Annotated in this window: 17 protein-coding genes; 11 read left to right on the top strand and 6 right to left on the bottom strand. The window is 69.5% G+C overall.

Annotated elements, in window-relative coordinates:
- The first annotated feature begins 61 nt into the window (after positions 1-61).
- The 10 genes from ACFXK0_RS20560 (at position 62) to ACFXK0_RS20515 (ending at position 9,231) form a co-directional block, all read left to right on the top strand.
- On the top strand, positions 62-379 hold the full coding sequence (locus tag ACFXK0_RS20560) for a nuclear transport factor 2 family protein (protein WP_379412119.1): 318 nt from the start codon (positions 62-64) through the stop codon (positions 377-379).
- Positions 376-1,530: an alkaline phosphatase family protein gene (locus ACFXK0_RS20555; RefSeq protein ID WP_379412118.1), complete on the top strand. Its 1,155-nt coding sequence runs from the start codon at positions 376-378 to the stop codon at positions 1,528-1,530. Before ACFXK0_RS20560 ends, ACFXK0_RS20555 begins: the two co-directional genes overlap by 4 nt.
- A gap of 69 nt (positions 1,531-1,599) precedes the next feature.
- Positions 1,600-1,920, top strand: a complete 321-nt coding sequence (locus ACFXK0_RS20550; RefSeq protein ID WP_379412116.1) for a hypothetical protein — start codon at positions 1,600-1,602, stop codon at positions 1,918-1,920.
- A gap of 155 nt (positions 1,921-2,075) precedes the next feature.
- Positions 2,076-3,323 (top strand): transcriptional regulator, encoded by a 1,248-nt coding sequence (locus ACFXK0_RS20545; protein WP_379412115.1) that lies wholly within the window; start codon positions 2,076-2,078, stop codon positions 3,321-3,323.
- 88 nt (positions 3,324-3,411) lie between these two features.
- Positions 3,412-4,890 (top strand): aldehyde dehydrogenase family protein, encoded by a 1,479-nt coding sequence (locus ACFXK0_RS20540; RefSeq protein ID WP_379412113.1) that lies wholly within the window; start codon positions 3,412-3,414, stop codon positions 4,888-4,890.
- Positions 4,890-5,300, top strand: coding sequence for a DUF779 domain-containing protein (locus ACFXK0_RS20535; protein WP_379412112.1), 411 nt, complete (start codon positions 4,890-4,892; stop codon positions 5,298-5,300). The genes ACFXK0_RS20540 and ACFXK0_RS20535 overlap by 1 nt, the downstream gene beginning before the upstream one ends.
- Before the next feature lie 213 nt (positions 5,301-5,513).
- Entirely contained in the window at positions 5,514-7,850 is a 2,337-nt protein-coding gene (locus ACFXK0_RS20530; protein WP_379412110.1) for a nitrate- and nitrite sensing domain-containing protein, read from the top strand.
- A 1-nt stretch (position 7,851) separates the two neighbouring features.
- Positions 7,852-8,259, top strand: coding sequence for a roadblock/LC7 domain-containing protein (locus ACFXK0_RS20525; protein WP_379412109.1), 408 nt, complete (start codon positions 7,852-7,854; stop codon positions 8,257-8,259).
- Positions 8,260-8,270: 11 nt separating this feature from the next.
- The gene (locus ACFXK0_RS20520) at positions 8,271-8,645 is read left to right on the top strand and encodes a DUF742 domain-containing protein (RefSeq protein ID WP_379412108.1); all 375 of its coding nucleotides are present in this window, start codon (positions 8,271-8,273) and stop codon (positions 8,643-8,645) included.
- On the top strand, positions 8,626-9,231 hold the full coding sequence (locus ACFXK0_RS20515; RefSeq protein WP_379412106.1) for an ATP/GTP-binding protein: 606 nt from the start codon (positions 8,626-8,628) through the stop codon (positions 9,229-9,231). The genes ACFXK0_RS20520 and ACFXK0_RS20515 overlap by 20 nt, the downstream gene beginning before the upstream one ends.
- Before the next feature lie 75 nt (positions 9,232-9,306).
- Here the strand turns inward: ACFXK0_RS20515 and ACFXK0_RS20510 are convergent, their stop codons facing one another.
- Positions 9,307-10,167 (bottom strand): SDR family NAD(P)-dependent oxidoreductase, encoded by an 861-nt coding sequence (locus ACFXK0_RS20510; RefSeq protein ID WP_379412105.1) that lies wholly within the window; start codon positions 10,165-10,167, stop codon positions 9,307-9,309.
- 115 nt (positions 10,168-10,282) lie between these two features.
- On the opposite strand from ACFXK0_RS20510, the gene ACFXK0_RS20505 reads away from it, so the two are divergent.
- On the top strand, positions 10,283-10,903 hold the full coding sequence (locus tag ACFXK0_RS20505; RefSeq protein WP_379412104.1) for a TetR/AcrR family transcriptional regulator: 621 nt from the start codon (positions 10,283-10,285) through the stop codon (positions 10,901-10,903).
- Between the two features lie 25 nt (positions 10,904-10,928).
- On the opposite strand, the gene ACFXK0_RS20500 is transcribed toward ACFXK0_RS20505, so the two are convergent.
- The 5 genes from ACFXK0_RS20500 to ACFXK0_RS20480 form a co-directional block, all read right to left on the bottom strand.
- A complete protein-coding gene (locus tag ACFXK0_RS20500; RefSeq protein WP_379412103.1) occupies positions 10,929-11,420 on the bottom strand; it encodes a hypothetical protein in 492 nt (163 codons plus the stop codon).
- Positions 11,417-11,827 (bottom strand): NUDIX domain-containing protein, encoded by a 411-nt coding sequence (locus ACFXK0_RS20495; protein WP_379412102.1) that lies wholly within the window; start codon positions 11,825-11,827, stop codon positions 11,417-11,419. The genes ACFXK0_RS20500 and ACFXK0_RS20495 overlap by 4 nt, the downstream gene beginning before the upstream one ends.
- Positions 11,828-11,846: 19 nt before the next feature.
- Positions 11,847-12,326: a carboxymuconolactone decarboxylase family protein gene (locus ACFXK0_RS20490; RefSeq protein WP_379412101.1), complete on the bottom strand. Its 480-nt coding sequence runs from the start codon at positions 12,324-12,326 to the stop codon at positions 11,847-11,849.
- Positions 12,323-13,402, bottom strand: a complete 1,080-nt coding sequence (locus ACFXK0_RS20485) for a dihydrodipicolinate reductase (protein ID WP_379412100.1) — start codon at positions 13,400-13,402, stop codon at positions 12,323-12,325. The genes ACFXK0_RS20490 and ACFXK0_RS20485 overlap by 4 nt, the downstream gene beginning before the upstream one ends.
- Positions 13,403-13,515: 113 nt before the next feature.
- Positions 13,516-14,748, bottom strand: coding sequence for a PucR family transcriptional regulator (locus ACFXK0_RS20480; RefSeq protein ID WP_379412099.1), 1,233 nt, complete (start codon positions 14,746-14,748; stop codon positions 13,516-13,518).
- Between the last annotated feature and the right edge of the window lie 78 nt (positions 14,749-14,826).

Raw genomic sequence — 14,826 nt, 5'->3', positions numbered from 1 at the left:
ACTCCCCTAGAGTGGGAAGTACTGCACCACCGACGCGTTATCGACTCGACCAGGAGGCCGGATGTCTGGCACCGCGAAACTCGACCCGGTGGTCGAGGCGTTCGTCGACGCGCTCAACGCCCAGGACACCGACCGCTTCTACGGTGTGCTCACCGAGGACGCGACCATGTCCGACGACGGGGTCGAACGCAATCTGGCGCAGTGGACCGAAGCCGAGATCTTCAGCGCCAACGGGCATCTCCTCGTCGACTCGGTCGACGAGGACGGGTTGGCGCTGACCGCCGACTACACCAACAGCCGCTGGGGTTCGATGCGTACCACCTGGCGGTTCGTCCTGCGTGACGGGCTGATCAGCCGATTCGAAACCGGGCAGGCGTGAGCGAGCGACACCTTCTGATTCCGCAGTACGGCGACGGTTCCATCGCCGATCTCCTTCCCTCCGCACTGGCCTGCCTCGGCGTGCCCGGCGAAACCGACCGGCTCGGGCTCGGACTCGATGTCGACCATGTGTGCGTGCTGCTCGTCGACGGGCTCGGCGCCAACGCGCTGGCCGCCGAATCCGCAGCGGCGCCATTCCTGTCGAGCCTGCCGCCCGCCACCCTGACCACGGGATTCCCGAGCACCACCGCCACCAGTCTGACCACCCTGGGCGCCGGGGTCCCGCCGGGCGAGCACGGCGTGGTCGGCTATCAGGTGCGGCTGCCCGGCGAGGAGCGGCTGTTCAACATGCTGCGCTGGCAGCTCGTCGGCGACGGCCCGAAGGTCGACGCGCTCACCGCGTTCCCGCCGGACCGGATCCAGCCCGCCACCACCGCTTTCGCCCGCGCGAGCGCCGCAGGCATCGCCGCGGTGCAGGTCGCGCCGAGCTACCAGGACGGCTCCGGCCTGACCAGGGCGGGCTGGCGCGGTGGCGGCTTCCGCGCCGCCTACTCGGTCGGTGACCTGGTCGACGGCGTACTGGCGGCGATCACCACGGCACCGAAGACGCTGGTCTACACCTATCACGCCGATCTCGACACCACCGGTCACGCGCGCGGTCCCGGTACCCGTGCCTGGCGATTCGAGCTGGCCAATGTCGACCGGATCGCCGCCGAACTCGCGACCAGGCTGCCCGCGCGCTCGGCGCTGATCGTCACCGCCGACCACGGCATGGTCGAGCTCGTCGACCGCGTCGACTTCGACACCCACCCGGTCCTGCCCGACGGCGTGGCCGCCCTGGCCGGCGAACCGCGGGCCCGCCACGTCTACACCGAGGCGGGCGCGACCGCCACGGTCGCCGATACCTGGCGCGGCATGCTCGGCGACCGGTTCCTGGTGCGCACCAGGGCCGAGGCGATCGCGGCCGGCTGGTTCGGACCGCGGGTCACCGAGGACGCCGCCGCGCGGATCGGCGATCTGGTCGTGGTCGCGACCGGTGACGCGGGCGTGGTCCGCAGCGCCGCCGAGCCGATGCAGACGATGATGGCAGGCCACCACGGGTCGCTGACGCCCGACGAGGTGCTGGTTCCGCTGCGGATCCACCGCACCTGACTCACCCACCGCATAGGCTGTAGCCGACTCGATGCGCAGGTGCGCTCGGCGAACCATCCAGGAGGAACCATGCACGCGAGCACCCGAACCGGCGCCGTAGCGGTGGGCGTTGCGGTGCTGGCCGTCCTGACCGGCGGCTGCGCCGAGGTGGAGCGGGTGCTCAACCAGGGCGGCGAGACCACCTGCCGCGACTACGTCAACCAGGAACCCGACACCAAACGGATCACCATCACCAAGGCGATCAAGGAACGCAACGGCACCGACAACGAGCCGTCGGGCACCCTGGTGGATTCGATGATCGTGCAGGTCGACCTGCTGTGCGCGGGCCAGCGCAATATCGACACCCAGATCAAGAACGCCGATATCGCCGGCCTGTTCCTCAACAAGTAGCGCCGGCGTCAAGGCGCGGCGACACTCCGGCCACCGGCGACCGGGCGGTCCTGCGGCAAAGGCTGTGCGTCATCGGGGCACAGCTGATAGAACAGGAAGCGCCACACCGGTTCTCGGCCGCAGACCGGTGCGTCACCGACCGACAGGGAGTGAACGTGGGCGCACACGACGACCCGATCGCCGGACCGCCCAGGCCCGACCGGCTCTCGGACTATCGCGGCGCGCTCGAGAAGCAGTGGAACCGGCTGGCCGCGCCCTCGCGTCCGCTGCAGCTCCCCCGCGATACCGGTGCGGTGCGCGAAGAGGTCGCCAAATCCTGGCAGCGCTCACTGCACACCGTCGACCCGGGACAGACCGTCGCGCCGGGCTTCAACGACATCAGCGATCGCTGGTCGGAGTCGCCGCTGCGCAGGCCGGTCACCGAACTGGCCGGCCAGCTGCGTGGTATGGCCGAGGAATCGGGTTACCTCGCTGTCGTCAGTGACGAATCGGGCACCATCTTGTGGACCGCGGGTGATCGCGCGCTGCGACGGCAAGGTGAGCAGGTGAACTTCGCCCCCGGCGGGGTGTGGGACGAGAGCCACATGGGCACCAACGGGTTGTCGCTGGCGCTGCACGACGACAAGGCCGTCACCGTCTTCTCCGCCGAACACCTGGTCGCCGCCCTGCACGGCTGGGTCTGCTATTCCGCGCCGATCCACGGCCCCGACGGCAGGCAGGTGGGCGTGCTCGACCTGTCCTCCACCTGGGAGCGCTCGCACCCGATGGTGATGACCTCGGTGCGTGCCCTGGTGACGGCGGTGGAGACGATGCTGCGCGCCGAGGCGCCCGCGCCCGCACCGGGTGTGCGGCTCGAATGCCTCGGCGCCGCACGGCTGTTGCGCGACGGCAGGCCGGTCCCGCTGCCGCCGCGACAGCTCGAGATCCTGGCCCTGCTGGCACTGGAACCCGACGGTTACACCCCCGAACAGCTGCACGCCGCCGTTTACGGCGATCGCGGAGTGTCGCTGAACACGCTCAAAGCCGATGTGTCCCATCTGCGGCGGGCCACCCGCGGCGAGATCACCAACCGGCGCTACATGCTCACCGGCCTGGTCTCCTGCGACGCCGTCGACCTGCTGGCCGCGATCGAGGGCGGCGATCTCACCTCGGCGCTGTGGCTCTATCGCGGTCCGCTGCTGCCCGGCTCGGATCTGCCCGGCGTCGAACAGTGGCGCGCGCACCTGGACGTCGGCATCCGCAACGCGGTGCTCACCAGCGACCGGCCCGAGCACGCCGTCGCCTTCGGCCAGCGCTGCCCCGGCGACATCGCCATCCACGAGCACGCCCTGCGGCTACTTCCGGGCGACGATGTCCGCCGCGCCGTCGTCACCGCCCGGCTCTACACCGCGCGCCAGTCCTGACCTGCGCGAACACACTCGCCAACCTCGTACCAACCTTCGCCGACCATAGTGTGAGCCACCACGCAAGGGTCGCGAGGGAGCGAGGCGCATGATCTACGGCAAGCCCGGATCGGATACCGGCATAGTCAGCTATGCCCCCCGATACGACAACTTCATCGGAGGTGACTGGGCTGCCCCTGTCGAAGGCCGCTATTTCGACAACACCTCGCCCGTGGACGGCGAGATCTTCTGCGCGGTGGCCCGTTCCACCGCGGCCGACATCGACATGGCACTCGACGCGGCACACCGTGGCGCCGGCCGCTGGGCAGCCACCCCGGTCGCCGAGCGGGCCGAGATCCTGCTCAAGATCGCCGACCGGATCGAGAACAGCCTCGAACCGCTGGCGGTGGCCGAGACCTGGGACAACGGCAAACCGGTGCGGGAGACGCTGAGCTACGACCTCCCGCTGGCGATCGACTGCTTCCGGTCGCACGCCGGTCTGCTGCGCGCCCAGGAGGGCGGGGTCTCGCAGATCGACGCCGACACCGTCGCCTACCACCTCCACGAACCGCTCGGGGTGGTCGGCCAGATCATCCCGTGGACCTTCCCGATCCTGCTGGCGGCCCGCAAGCTGGCACCAGCGCTGGCCGCGGGCAACTGCGTGATCATCAAGCCCGCCGAGCAGACACCGGCCTCGCTGCTGCTGATCGTCGAGCTGATCGCGGATCTGCTGCCCGCGGGAGTGCTCAATGTGGTCAACGGGTTCGGGATGGAAGCGGGCAAGCCGCTGGTGCAGAGCCCGCGGGTCGCCAAGATCGCCTTCACCGGCGAGACCGCCACCGGCCGGCTCGTCCTGCGGTACGCGAGCGAGAACCTCGTCCCGGTCACGCTCGAACGGGGCGGCAAGAGCCCCAACATCTTCCTGCCGGACGTCACGGCCGCCGACGACGGCTACCTGGACAAAGCCGTCGAAGGTTTCCTGATGTTCGCCCTCAATCAGGGCGAGGTGTGCACGTGCCCGTCACGCGCGCTGATCCACTCGTCGATCTATGACGAGTTCCTCGCCCGCTGCATCGCCCGCACCGAGGCCATCGTGTCCGGTCATCCGCTCGACACCGAGACGATGATCGGCGCGCAGGCAGGCAACGACCAGTACGAGAAGATCCTGTCCTACTTGGACATCGGCCGAGCCGAAGGCGCCCGCGTGCTCACTGGAGGGGAAGCACGCAAGGTCGACGGACTGCCCGGTGGGTACTACGTGGAACCCACGATCTTCGAAGGCGAGAACACGATGCGGATCTTCCAGGAGGAGATCTTCGGCCCTGTCGTCGCGGTCACCCGCTTCGCGACCATCGACGAGGCTGTTCGCATCGCGAACGACACCCGCTACGGTCTCGGTGCGGGCGTATGGACCCGCGATCTGATCACCGCTCATCGGCTCGGCCGCCAGCTCGAGGCGGACCGGGTCTGGACCAACTCCTACCCCGCGCACCCTGCCTGGGAGAACGACGCCATGACGCTGGCCCACTACCAGCAGACCAAGAACCTGCTGGTCAGTTACTCGACGACGAAACTCGGGATGTTCTGATGCAGAACCGGATACACCGTGTGGAGATCACCGAACGCGCGCAGACCCTGCTCCGCCGCCTCATCGAGGACAACGGCCCCGTGCTGTTCCGGCAGGCGGGCGAGGGCTGCGACGAAAAGGATCTCACCCCGGTGTGCCTATCGGCCAAGCAGTTCCCGATCGAGAAGGCCGATGTGTTACTCGGCCGGCTGAGCTGGCACACCGAGTTCTGGATCAGCCCGGCGCAATTCGAGTGCTGGAAGGACACCCATCTCACCGTCGACGCGGTGCGGGGTCAGGCCGGTCCCGAATCTCTCGAAGCCGGGCAGGGCATGCGTTTCGTGCTGCGCGCGCGCAGGCTGACCGACGCGGAGCACGCGGCGCTGGCCGCTGGACCGCCCCCACGCACCGGCGCCGACCGTACACTCTAGCGGCGCCGACGACCTGACCTGGCTGGATCTTCCCGGTACGGCCAGGCCACGGCGAGCCCCCGCCGACTGGGCCATCGCGGCTCAGCCGGCGGGGCGAGCTCGCTTTCCCATATTCACGCGCAGATAGCAAATGCGTTCCGCCGCAATTCAAATCACATCCCGCTCAGCGAGACACGCACGACAAGACTGCAACGATTCCGTTACGTTATGGCGATGTTCTTAGCGAGACTCGGTGTTCGCACCCGGATTCTGGCGATCGCTCTCGTACCCAGTCTGACCCTCGTGGTGGTCGGTGTCGGTACCGCGGGTTATCTCGTCGACGAGAGCAACAAGGCCAAGACCTGGGCCTCGGAGATGCAGGCGGCCGGGCCGTTCACCCGTGAGCTGATCGAGTCGGTGCAATCCGAACGTCAGCTCACGCTGGCCTATCTCGCCGGCGACGAGACCGCGGCCACTGGCCTACCGCCGGCGCGCGCCCGCCTCGACGCCGCCTTCAAAGCTCTCATCGAGATCTCCGAAGGTATCCGCGAGGTCGACGATTCCGAGATCGGTGACGACAAGGGTGGTTTCAACACCCTCGGCACGCACCTGAGCGGTGTCCGCGGTGGCGCCGATGCCCGCATGCTGCCCGCCGCGGACGCCTACACCTTCTACAACCGCCTGCTCGATGTCTTCACCCAGGGCACCAAGGTGGCCGAGCGTGCGGCGCCCGACGCCGTGGTCGCCTCCGGTGTGGCCGAGGGTCTGCGCATCCTCAATGCCGCCGAGTCGATGTCGCGCAGCAACGCACTGGCGCTGTCGCTGGTGGCCACCGACGGCGCGAGCGCCATCCCGCTCGAGGAATTCACCCGCCAGAGTGGCTTCTACCACAACGAGATCACCAACATCACCGCCGAACTCGCCGAATCGCAGCGCACCAACATCTCCGCGCTGAGCACCTCGGCCGCCTGGCAGCAGCTCACCGCGATGGAGAACGCGATCGCGCAGCACTTCGCCGCGCTCGCGGCGGTGGAGGCCGCCGGCGGCAAGGAGCCCACGCTGCCGCCGCTGCCCTTCTCGACCGCCGAATGGCAGAACGCGGCGGCCGAGGTCAACCGCGGCCTGCTCGACACCTACACCCAGCTCAACGCCGATGTGCAGAAGTCCGCGCAGGACACCGCCCGGCGCGCCGAGGTCAATGCCGCCCTCGCCGGTGGTGGCGTGCTCGCGCTGTCGATCCTGGTGTTCCTGATCGCGGTCCTGCTGGCCAACCGGATCATCCGCCGGCTGCGCCGCCTGCGCACCGAAACCCTCGCGCTGGCCGACGATCACCTGCCCACCACCATGCGCGCGCTGCGAGAGGGCGGCGACATCGAGTCCATCGACACCGAGCCGAAGCTGGACTTCGGCCTCGACGAGATCGGCCAGGTCGCCAAGGCCTTCGAGCACGCCGCCTCGGCCGCGCTGCGCGCCGCGGTCGACGAGGCCCGCACCCGTGAGGGCGTGCGCGCGGTGTTCCTCAACATCGCCCACCGCAGCCAGATCGTGGTGCACCGCCAGCTCGAGATCCTCGACGAAGCCGAACGCCGCCAGGAGGATCCGGCGCTGCTCGAGACGCTGTTCCGGCTCGACCACCTGGCCACGCGCGAACGCCGCAACGCCGAGAACCTGATCATCCTCGGCGGTGGCCGCCCTGGCCGTCAGTGGCGCAACCCGATTCCGGTGATGGATGTCGTGCGTTCGGCCATCGGCGAGACGCTCGACTACGCCCGGGTGCGCGTCACCAAGCTGCCCGAGATCAATGTCGTCGGTACCGTCGTGGCCGACCTCGTGCACCTGCTCGCCGAGCTGGTCGACAACGCGACCGCGTTCTCCCCGCCGCAGTCGCGGGTGGAGGCGGGCGGCAATGTCGTCGGCAAGGGCGTGGTCATCGAGATCACCGACCAGGGCATGGGCATGAGCGCCGAGGACATGGCCCGCTACAACGACATGCTGGCCGATCCGCCGGACTTCGGTGTCGGCACGCTGTCCTCGGATTCGCGCCTCGGCCTGTTCGTGGTCGCGCGGCTGTCCACCGCGCACGGTGTCTCGGTGCGGCTGAGCGAATCCGACTACGGCGGCATCCGGGCGATCGTGCTCATCCCGCAGCAGCTGCTGGCCGGCGAGGCCGATCCGTCGAGCATGCCGCCGGCGATGACCGGTCCGCTGCGCCGCGGTCTGCCCGCCGCGCCGCAGGAGCCGGCTCCGATCGCCGCCATCGAGTCGGCGCCCGCGCCCGTCGCGACGCTGGTCGCCGATCCGCCGCCGCCGCCGCGCCCGGTGGTGGCGCCCGCCCCGGAAATGCCTGCCGTGCAGCCGCAGAACTACGACGACCGGCCCGCCCTGCCGCGCCGCCACCGGCAGGCCAATATCGCCCCCGAGCTCACCGAGCCCGCCGCCGAGGCACCGCGGGCACCCGAGCGGCCCCGCTCCGCCGAGCAGGCGCGCGACATCATGTCCGCGATCGAGAACGGCACCCGGCAGGGTCGCAAACCATTGACCGATTCCAATTCGGACGAACAGGAAGGCTGAGGTGAACTCTTCCCACCCAGGTGATCTCAACTGGTTGCTCGACGATCTCGTCGACCGGCTGGCAGGGGTCCGCTACGCGGTCGTACTGTCCACCGACGGGCTGCTGCTCGGACGTTCCTCGCAGATGAAGCGTGAGGACGCCGAACATTTCGCCGCCATGTCGTCGACCCTCTACGGGCTGGCGCGCAGCGCGGGCAGCCGGTTCGACGGCGGCGGGGTACGGCAAGCGGTGATCGAACTCGATCGCGCCGTCCTGTTCGTCACCTCCGCCGGTGACAACGCCTGCCTCGCACTGCAGGCCAACGAGTCGGCGAATCTCGGTATGGTCGCCTACGAAATGAATCTCACCGTGCAGCGCGTCGGCAACTACCTGTCGACCGAACCCCGGCACGGGCTAGCCGAGCTCTAGGAACCAGCACCATGACTCGACTCGGTGATCCGTGGTTCGACGACGCGGCGGGCCCGCTGGTGCGGCCGTACGCGATGACGCGCGGCCGCACCATGGGCGCGGCGCACGACCTGGACATGCTGACGGTGGTGGTGGCGGTGCACCCCGCCCCCACGCTGCGCCGTCCCGAGCCCGAATACGCGACGATCGCACAGTTGTGCAAGCGGCCGCAGTCGGTGGCCGAGGTCTCGGCCGTGCTGAAACTTCCTCTGGCGGTGACCAAGATCCTTGTCGGTGACCTCATCGGCGAGGGCCACCTCATCTTCCGGGCTCCGGTGACGGCCGAGGCCGGTCCCGGTGACCTCAACGTATTGCGAGCGGTTCTGGATGGCATCCGAAAACTTTGACCCAGCGTCCGCGGGCGGCCAGCATCTGGCGGCCTCGGTCAAGATCCTCATCGCCGGCGGCTTCGGCGTCGGCAAGACCACCATGGTCTCCTCGATCAGCGAGATCGCGCCGCTGCGCACCGAAGAGCTGATCACCGAGGTGAGCTCCGGTGTCGACGACCTGTCGGGGGTGGAGCAGAAGCACACGACCACCGTCGCACTGGACTTCGGCCGCATCACCATCGACCGGGATCTGGTGCTGTACCTGTTCGGTACTCCCGGCCAGGACCGGTTCTGGTTCCTGTGGGACGAGCTGTGCCGTGGCGCGCTCGGCGCGATCGTGCTGGCCGACACCCGGCGCCTGAGCAACTCCTTCGCCGCGGTGGACTTCTTCGAACGGCGTGGCCTGCCGTTCCTGATCGCGGTGAACTGCTTCGACGGCGCCCCGCGCTACACCGTCGACGAGGTGCGTGACGCGCTCGACCTGGATCCCAACACCCCGGTGATCCTGTGCGACGCGCGTGATCGCCCGTCGGCCAAGGCGGTACTCACCCACCTCGTGGAGTACCTCATCGACCGGGCCACCCGCACCCCGGTTACCACGTAGGTACCCCGCGGACCACCCTCGAAACCCGCCTTGCCCCGCACCGATGCGGGTAAGGCGGGTTCGGTTTTGTGGTGGTCAGGCGGGTTCCGGTGCGGCGACGGCACGTTCGGCGGCGCGGCTGGTCTGCTCCCAGCCCGACCAGGTCGCCATCTTGGCGCGGGTCAGGTCGAAGGCCAGGTCGTAGACCATGTCGCCGAGCAGCAGCCGCAGCGGCGGATTGTCGCTGTCGACCAGTCGCAGCAGTGCCTCGGCCGCCAGCGCGGGCTCGCTGTCGACCGAGGCCTCGGCCCACTGCGCCTCGAGTTGCGCGCGCAGCGGGGCGTAGGCCTCGATCGGGGTGGTGTTGCGCATCGCGGAGTACAGGTCGGTCCAGTAGCCGCCGGGTTGCAGGATGCTCACGCGCACACCGAAATCCGCGGCTTCCCTGGCCAGTGCCTCACTCATGCCCTCGAGCCCGAACTTGCTCGCCGCGTACATCCCCGACAGCGGGAATCCGGCGAGGCCGCCGATGCTCGAGACCTGCACGATGTGCCCGGATCCCTGGGCGCGCAGGTGCGGTAGGACGGCCTGGCTCACCCAGAGCGCGCCGAAGAAGTTCACCTCCATCTGTTCGCGGGCTTCGGCTTCGGTGAATTCCTCGATCATGCCCATCGACAGCGTGCCTGCGTTGTTCACCACGATGTCGAGGGCACCGAAGTGGGCGATGGCCGCGTCGACGGCGGTGACGACGGCTGCGCGGTCGGTGACGTCGAGGACCAGTGGCAGCACCTGGCCCGGATGCGCGGCGGCGAGTTTCTCGAGCGCGGCGACGGTGCGCGCCGCGGCGGCGACCCGGTCTCCCGCGGCGAGGGCGGCCTCGGCGAAGGCGCGGCCGAGCCCGCGGCTGGCGCCGGTGATGAACCAGGTGCGGGATGCGGTGGTAGCGGCGGTGCGCATATCGTCCTCCTGAGCTAGACGAGACGTTGCGTCTCGTTCGTGATCCCAGTGTGCACCGGTGACGGGATCCTGTCAAGACGCAACGTCTCGTCTCTTTGATGCTAGATTCGGGGCCATGCCCCCGAAGTCCTCCTCGCCCAGGCCCGCGGATGTGACCCGCCGCAATGAAGCCTCCCGGCGCGCGATCCTGACCGCGGCGTTCGATCTGGCCGGCGAGATCGGCTTCGACAAGCTGACCATCGAGGCCATCGCCGCGCGCGCCGGTGTCGGCAAGCAGACCATCTACCGGTGGTGGCCGTCCAAGGGCGCGGTGCTGCTCGACGCGCTCCTCGCGCTGTCGGAACCCGACAACGCTGCCGAGGCGCCGGAGGCCGGCCTGCCCGACACCGGCGATCTGGAAGCCGACCTGAAACTGGTCCTGCGCGCCACCGTCGCCGAACTCGCCGACCCGCGTTTCGATCGTCCGCTCCGTGGCCTCACCAGCGCGATCATGCACGACACCGACCTGGCCGCCACCTACGCCGAGCGGCTCCAGTCCCCCGTCGACGCCCTCAAACGCCGCCGCCTCGAATCCGCCAGGGCCGCGGGCCAGCTCGCCCCGGAGGTCGACCTCGACATCGCGATCGCGCTGATCTGGAGCCCGCTGATGGATCGCTGGCTGCTGCGCAGCGGCCCGCTCACCCCCGAGTTCGCCGACCGGGTGGTCGAGACCGCGTTGCGTGGTCTGCGGCCGTAGACCCGGCACGTACTCCGGGTGGTTATCAGAGCTGCCGGGTCCAGGCGATGCAGAACAGGACGCCCACCGCGGTGAAGACGACGGCGATCGGCACCGGCCACCAGCCCTCGGCGCGTCCGAGGACCCGGCGGGTCAGGCGCAGTTGCAGGCGGCCCAGCAGAGCGACCAGGCCGATGAAGGCCGGGGCGAGGAGCAGGCCCAGCAGGGCGTGGACCAGCCATGCCCCCACCAGGGTCGGTCCGCCCCAGGCGTTCTCGTAGCCGTCGCCGACGAGCAGCGGATAGGCGAGCCCGCGGATCAGGACCATGATCGCCAGCAGCACCAGGAACCAGGACACCAGGCCGACGCCGGCGGCGAGCACCGAGTGGACCCCACAGCGCCACCACGAGACCCGTTCCGCGCTGACCGGCACGCGGAGCAATCGGCGCGGCACCCGCAGCCGGGTCCGCACCCGGGTACCCGCCAGCGGCAGGGCCAGCAGCGCGAAAACGACTGTCCGGGTGAGGGCGCCGATCACCGTAGCGACCCCGCCGCGGCGAGATCGTCGAAGAGCAGCTGGTCGACCGGCGGCACCAGGTCGCGGTCGGCGGCCCCGAACCAGGCCAGCGCCTCGATCTCGCTGCTGGCGGTGAGCACGCCGCGATAATCAGCGGTGTAGCAGGCCATCCGGACGACAGTGTCGGTGTGCCCGGGTACCGCTGCCTCGTAGGTGCCCACGTGCACGGCGCTGCCGGGGGTGATGTCCACGGCCAGCTCCTCGGCGACCTCGCGGACCAGCGTCTGCAGATCCGTTTCCGCGCCTTCGCGTTTGCCGCCGGGGATGAAGAAGACGTCCTTGCCCCGGGGACGCCCGCACAGGATGCGACCGTCCTCGATCAGGACCCAGGCGACGGTATCGATCAATTTCCGTGAGGAAGCATCCACGGCCCGCAGCCTAGCGCGGTCAGTGTCCCGGCAGCACGCACGCGGTGTCGAGGCCGAGCACCCGGTTCAGCCGCCCAAAGGCGAGCCAGGAGCCGATGCTCATGCTCAGTTCGACCACTTCGGGCTGGGTGTAGTGCTCGAACATCCTGGTCCAGAACTCGTCGTCGAGGCCGTGGTGGTCGGTGGCGTAGCGCTCGGCGTACTCGGCGGCCAACCGGGCCCGCTCGTCGAACAGGTCGGTGGTGCGCCAGTTCGTCACCGCGTCGGCGAATTCCGGTTCTACTTTCACGCCGTCGCGTTCGGTGCGCCAGTCCTGGCAGAACAGGCACCCGTTGATCTGGGCGATCCGCAACCGGGCCGCTTCGAATTCGCGCAGGCCGAGGGTGGAGTGTTCGTAGACCGACAGCGAGAACGCCGCCGCGGCCACGCCGATGCCGGGCACCATCTCGCCCCACACGTAGCCGATCGGGTCCTTGCCCTGGGGTACGTCGATGATCATGCAGTCTTCCTTCCGAGTTTGCCGTCCGCGGCCCGCAGCGGCACATCGAGTGCGTCGTAGAGCCCGGGTTCGGCCTCGACCAGCCAGTCGATCGCATTGACCAATCGCCCCACCGCCGTGGCGTTTCCGCCCGCCGCGCGATTGCCGCCCTCGTCGTCGGCTTCGATACTGATCGCGATGCGCGGCCTGCCCTCGATGATCACCCGGTGCGCGCCGTCGCCGTCGGGCGGCATCGGCCAGTCCGGTGCGCAACTGGCGTGGATGCGGGTGACGTGCTCGATGACGATGCGGGGTTCGCCTTCGACGATGCCCTGCACCTCGAAACGCACCGCACCCTGGGTACCCGCCGCGAATTCGCCCATCTGCACGGTCTGCACGGTCGCATCGAGTGCACGCCGGTCCACGGTCTCGCGGATCTCGTCGAGTTCGACGCCCAAAGCCCTGGCCATCAGCCGGATCTGGCCGCCCCACACCATGGACGGCACCGACGGCAGCAGCATCGGCGGCTGGTAGTCCATCGGCTGGCCCATGCCGACGAGATAGCGCACCGAGTCGGGCTGGTCGTAGGTGCAGTAGTCGAAGATCTCCTGGCAGCGCACCACATCGATGGTCCCGGCGACCCCGCTGATCAACAGCGGCAGCACATCGTTGCCCCAGCCGGGATCGACGCCGGAGACGAACAGCGAACCGCCGCCCTCGGCGATCGCGGCCAGCACCGGATCCCGCATCTCGGCGGGCGCGTTGCGCGGATCGTAGAGCGCGTAGAGCGCCGGGCTGACGACGACCGCCCCGGCCCGGATCGCCCGCACGATGTCGGCGAGCGCGTCGTCGGGGCGGATCTCGCCGGAGGCCGCGTAGACCACCGCGCCCGGGCGGGCGGCCAGTGCCGCGGCGATGTCGTCGGAGGCGGCCACCCCCAGTTCCTCGTCGAGCCCGGCGAGCAGGCCCGCGTCGCGGCCGACTTTCTCGGGGTTGTTGACCAGTACCCCGGCCAGTTCCAGTGCGGGATGGGCAGCCACGGCTCTGATGGCCGCGCGGCCAACATTGCCGGTGCCCCAGACGATCGTGGGGATCATCGCGCGAGCGTAGCAAGCGCTTGGTTTGGTGTCCGGAATATCCGAATACCTCCGAATACCAAGGGCGAGCACGGAAAAGGCGTGACTGTGCGTCACGCACAAACCGGCCGGGTTCAGATCGTGGTGGCCAGGACGTGCGGGTGCCAGCGGCAGACGCCGAGGGCGAAGCGGAGATCGAAGGTGTCGGTGTCGACGGGGACACCGTAGTGGCCGGTGATCTGCTGGATGCGGTACTGGACGGTATTGCGGTGGACGTCGAGCAGACGGGCGGTGCGCGAGTAACTGCTGCTCGCGGCGAGGAAGACATCCAGGGTGTGGCGCAGCAGCGCCATCTTGGTGGTGTCGCGGGCCAGGGGGCCGAGCACACGGTGGACGACACCGGCGAGCTCGCCGGGCTCGTCGGTGAGCAGGGCGAAGGGAGCGACCGCGTCGAAGTCGACGACCTGCGGGGCGCCGGCACCCGCGGAGACCGACAGAGCCTTCGCTCTGGCCGCGCCACGGGCCGAGCGGCGGAAGCCGGGCACGCCGTCGCCGAGCGGGCCCAGCGCCACGCGGACCGGCAGCTCGGCGGCGGTGAGCGCGGCGGCGAGCCGGTCGGCGGGCCGGGACCGGTCGACGGGCAACCACAGGCGCAGATCGCGGGCTCCGGTCGCCGAGACCAGTTCGGCACCGCCCGCGCCCAGCTCGGCCGAGAGCACCTCGCGCGCCTGTTCGAGCGCGCGCACGGCCTCGGCGACCGCGGTGCTCGGCGCGGCCCACACCTCGGCGGCCAGATGCCGCTGGTCCAAGCGGTAGCCCAGGGCCGCCTCGGCGGTGCCGACGTCGACCTCGTCGCTGTCGAGCAGCCGGGCGATCCATTGCTGCCGGGCGGCCTGCCTGCTGCTGAGCCAGCGATCGCGTTCGGCCTCGTAGATCCGGCCCATGGACGAGTTGAGGCGATCCAGATAGGTGCCGGCGAATTCGAGGAGTTCGGCCACGCGGGCGGCCTGGTCCCGGCCGGGGACGGCGAGGACCACCCCGATCGCGGCATCCAGCAACCGGTACTGCCCCAGCCCGTAGGCGCGCAGCAGCACGGTCAGTGGCACTCCGCGCCGTGCCAGGCGCTGCGCGTAGGCGGCCGCGGCGGCCGGCGGTGTGACGGTCGCCGGGTCGATATTGTTCGCGAGCACGTACTGGACCAGGGTCACGTTCTCGGCGATGCTGGCGGCGCGCAGCTCGGCCAGGTCGAAGGCCAGGTCGCGGACCGAGATCAACTCCTCGGTGACCCGGATCAGCTCGTCGGTGATGGCGCCGGTGAGTGGTCCGAGCGCCTGCCCCACCCAGACGAGGGATCCGTAGCCCGCCATCGCGCCCGCTCCGTCCGTTGCACAAAAACCGTCGGGGTTATCGTGCCATCTGCACAAATTTCGGCTTCAGCTGGCACC

The organism is Nocardia sp. NPDC059177, assembly GCF_042755165.1.
In the GTDB taxonomy this organism is placed as follows: domain Bacteria; phylum Actinomycetota; class Actinomycetes; order Mycobacteriales; family Mycobacteriaceae; genus Nocardia.
Note: the sequence above shows the minus strand (reverse complement) of the source record. Positions and strands in the feature narration are given on the sequence as shown.

What these genes read in the sequence shown, in the direction of transcription:
- ACFXK0_RS20560 (WP_379412119.1), top strand. Translation starts at nt 62, where the DNA reads ATGTCTGGCACCGCGAAACTCGACCCGGTGGTCGAGGCGTTCGTCGAC.
- ACFXK0_RS20550 (WP_379412116.1), top strand. Translation starts at nt 1,600, where the DNA reads ATGCACGCGAGCACCCGAACCGGCGCCGTAGCGGTGGGCGTTGCGGTG.
- ACFXK0_RS20540 (WP_379412113.1), top strand. Translation starts at nt 3,412, where the DNA reads ATGATCTACGGCAAGCCCGGATCGGATACCGGCATAGTCAGCTATGCC.
- ACFXK0_RS20535 (WP_379412112.1), top strand. Translation starts at nt 4,890, where the DNA reads ATGCAGAACCGGATACACCGTGTGGAGATCACCGAACGCGCGCAGACC.
- ACFXK0_RS20530 (WP_379412110.1), top strand. Translation starts at nt 5,514, where the DNA reads ATGTTCTTAGCGAGACTCGGTGTTCGCACCCGGATTCTGGCGATCGCT.
- ACFXK0_RS20520 (WP_379412108.1), top strand. Translation starts at nt 8,271, where the DNA reads ATGACTCGACTCGGTGATCCGTGGTTCGACGACGCGGCGGGCCCGCTG.
- ACFXK0_RS20515 (WP_379412106.1), top strand. Translation starts at nt 8,626, where the DNA reads ATGGCATCCGAAAACTTTGACCCAGCGTCCGCGGGCGGCCAGCATCTG.
- ACFXK0_RS20510 (WP_379412105.1), bottom strand. Translation starts at nt 10,167, where the DNA reads ATGCGCACCGCCGCTACCACCGCATCCCGCACCTGGTTCATCACCGGC.
- ACFXK0_RS20505 (WP_379412104.1), top strand. Translation starts at nt 10,283, where the DNA reads ATGCCCCCGAAGTCCTCCTCGCCCAGGCCCGCGGATGTGACCCGCCGC.
- ACFXK0_RS20490 (WP_379412101.1), bottom strand. Translation starts at nt 12,326, where the DNA reads ATGATCATCGACGTACCCCAGGGCAAGGACCCGATCGGCTACGTGTGG.
- ACFXK0_RS20485 (WP_379412100.1), bottom strand. Translation starts at nt 13,402, where the DNA reads ATGATCCCCACGATCGTCTGGGGCACCGGCAATGTTGGCCGCGCGGCC.
- ACFXK0_RS20480 (WP_379412099.1), bottom strand. Translation starts at nt 14,748, where the DNA reads ATGGCGGGCTACGGATCCCTCGTCTGGGTGGGGCAGGCGCTCGGACCA.